The organism is Treponema sp., assembly GCF_045657965.1.
Taxonomy (GTDB): Bacteria; Spirochaetota; Spirochaetia; order Treponematales; family Treponemataceae; genus Treponema_D.
The window spans coordinates 1-2762 of sequence record NZ_JAZOUG010000049.1 but is presented as its reverse complement, the minus strand read 5'-3'; the positions used below and the strand labels follow the sequence as shown (position 1 = coordinate 2762).

Genomic DNA, 2762 nt, shown 5'->3' with positions numbered 1-2762 from the left:
CACAAGCTCGGCATTCCTGTAATTGCTATTGTTGATACAAACTGCAACCCTGAAGAGGTTGATTTCCCTATTCCTGGTAACGATGATGCTATCCGTGCTATTTCCCTCTTTACTTCTATCATCGCAAATGCTGTTGTTGAAGCAAATAACGAAGAAGGTCTTAAAATTATCGAAACTCTCGGTGATGAAGATGATGTTGTTACAGATGCTTCTACAAAAAAAGATGATGAAGAAATCGTTGATTATTCAAACTACACTCCTACTGAAGAAGATATCAAAAAGGATGATGTTTCTGATGATGACGATGATGACATCACAGATGTAGATGAATCAAAAATTAAATAATTGGAGTTAAAAATGGCTATTACTGCTGCCGATGTAAAAGCTTTGCGTGATAAAACTGGCGCAGGCATGATGGAGTGTAAAAAAGCACTCACAGAAGCTAACGGAGATGTTGCTGAAGCAGAGAAAATCCTTAAAGAAAAGGGATTGGCTGCTGTTGCAAAACGTTCTGAACGTGCAACTTCAGAAGGACGTATTTTTATCCGCCAGAATGGAGACAAAATCGCAGTTGCTGAAGTAACATGTGAAACAGACTTCGTTGCAAAAAATACAGATTTTATTGCTCTTGGTGAAAAAATTCTTGATGTTGTTTTCGCTAAAGGCTATACCAAAATTGAAAAAGAACTTGAAGATCTGGTTCTTGAACTTGCTACAAAAATCCGTGAGAACATGTCTCTCCGTAAACTTGAAGTTATCGATGCTCCTGCAGGAACTGCCAGTGCAACTTATGTTCACTCAGACTTCAAAACAGGTGCTGTTGTTGTAGTAGAAGGCTCAGATGCAGAATCAGTAAAAGTATTTGCAAAAGACTGCTGTCTTCACCTTGCTGCATTTACTCCAAGCTATACAACAAAAGAAGAAGTCCCACAGAGCTATATCGATGAACAGAAAGAAATTTTCCAGGCTCAGATGGCTCAGGATGAAAAAATGGCTTCTAAACCGGAAAATGTAAAAGCTGGTATTCTTCAGGGTAAAATCAGCAAACACCTTGCTGAAATCTGCTTTGTTGACCAGGCATTCGTAAAAGACGACAAAGTTACAGTTGCTAAGAAGCTTGAACAGGTTTCTAAAGAAGCTGGAAACAAACTTTCATTCAAGAAAGTTGCTCTTTACGTTCTCGGAAAGTAACTTTTCCTGAAAAGGCGGTCAGAGTATTTTTCTGGCCGCTTTTTATATTTTTTTTTAATTTTTTGCTTCATAAAAACGGAGGATAATATGGCATTTGACGCAAAGTCTAAGATGGATAAGACAATTGAAGGTCTTAAAAATGAAATGAACACAATCCGTACAGGACGTGCTTCTGCTTCTCTTTTTGATAAGGTTCGTGTTGATTATTATGGTGCAAAATCTCCTCTTTCTCAGGTGGCACAGATTTCTATTCCTGAAGCAAGAAGCGTAGTAATCTCTCCGTTTGATAAATCTTTGATTACTGAAATTGAAAAGGCAATCCTTGTTGCTGATTTAGGATTAAATCCTTCAAATGATGGAAAAGTAATCCGAATCGCAATCCCCGCCCTTACCGCTGACCGCCGAAAGGAGCTTGTCAAACAGGCTAAATCAGTCGGGGAAAACTATAAAACAACTATCCGCAACATCCGCCGTGACGGAAATGATGATCTTAAAAAACAGCAGAAAGCCGGTGAGATTACAGAAGACCAGCTCAAAAAAGAAACTGATGATCTTCAGAAGCTCACTGATAAATACATCGCAGACATTCAGGCTGTATGTGATGCAAAAGAAAAGGAAATCATGGCGTAATGACAGCCGAAGAAATAATTGCCCGCGGAGTACCGGAACATGTTGCAATAATTATGGACGGTAACGGACGCTGGGCAAGAAACCGGGGTTTACCGCGTACCAGCGGCCACAAAGAAGGCTTAACAAGTGCAAAAAAAATTGTGGCGGCTGCGTCGAAACTTGGAATCAAATACATTACTCTTTACACATTCTCAACAGAAAACTGGAAACGCGCTCAGGAAGAAGTCGGTTATTTAATGGGACTAATAAAAGGTCACCTTCGCGCAGAATTTGAATTTTACAAAAAAAATGGAATTAAAGTCGAGCATATAGGCGATTTAACTGGTCTGCCGGCTGATGTACGTAATGAAATAATAAATGCCAAAAAAGACACTGAACATTTTATTGGAACAACCTGTGTACTTGCAATTAACTACGGAAGCCGTGATGAAATTGTACGGTGTATTAAAAAACTTGTAAACAGTGGCGAAACTGCCGAAAATATAAACGAAGAATTAATTTCTAAGTCGCTGGATATACCTTCACTTCCTCCAGTTGATTTAATGATTCGTACCGGAGGTGAAGAACGACTGTCCAATTTCTTATTATGGCAGTGCGCCTATGCAGAGTTTCTCTTTACAGATACACTCTGGCCGGATTATAATGAAGAAGAATTCTTCGAAAATATTTCAAAATATCAGACAAGGAACAGACGATTTGGTGGTGTACCGAATCAATAAAACGGGGATTTTATGAATAAAGTTATTGCGAGATTGCTTACATTTTTTGTTGGACTTCCATTAGTTATTTGTCTCGTGTATTTTAATAAGTTTCATCATATCGCACTTCATGTACTTGCATTTGCTGCATCAGCTTTAGCTTCTGGTGAACTTTACCATCTCTTAAAACAAAAATTTCATCTTCAGGTAAAACCTGTTGTTGTAATTGCATCTGTAATTCCA

General features: G+C 38.5%; 4 protein-coding genes. All 4 read left to right on the top strand.

Features of this window, described 5'->3' with window-relative positions; genetic code table 11:
- Positions 1-345 (top strand): 30S ribosomal protein S2 (locus tag ACKI5B_RS01835; protein ID WP_407425251.1); only part of this gene is annotated, 345 nt, incomplete at its 5' end.
- Positions 346-357: 12 nt separating this feature from the next.
- Positions 358-1191 carry a translation elongation factor Ts gene (gene tsf / locus ACKI5B_RS01830; RefSeq protein ID WP_407425249.1) on the top strand — a complete coding sequence of 278 codons (834 nt, stop codon included), beginning with the start codon at positions 358-360 and terminating at the stop codon, positions 1189-1191.
- Positions 1192-1278: 87 nt separating this feature from the next.
- A complete protein-coding gene (frr, locus tag ACKI5B_RS01825; RefSeq protein WP_407425247.1) occupies positions 1279-1821 on the top strand; it encodes a ribosome recycling factor in 543 nt (180 codons plus the stop codon).
- Positions 1821-2540, top strand: coding sequence for a polyprenyl diphosphate synthase (uppS, locus tag ACKI5B_RS01820; protein WP_407425245.1), 720 nt, complete (start codon positions 1821-1823; stop codon positions 2538-2540). The genes frr and uppS overlap by 1 nt, the downstream gene beginning before the upstream one ends.
- The last annotated feature ends 222 nt before the right edge of the window (positions 2541-2762 follow it).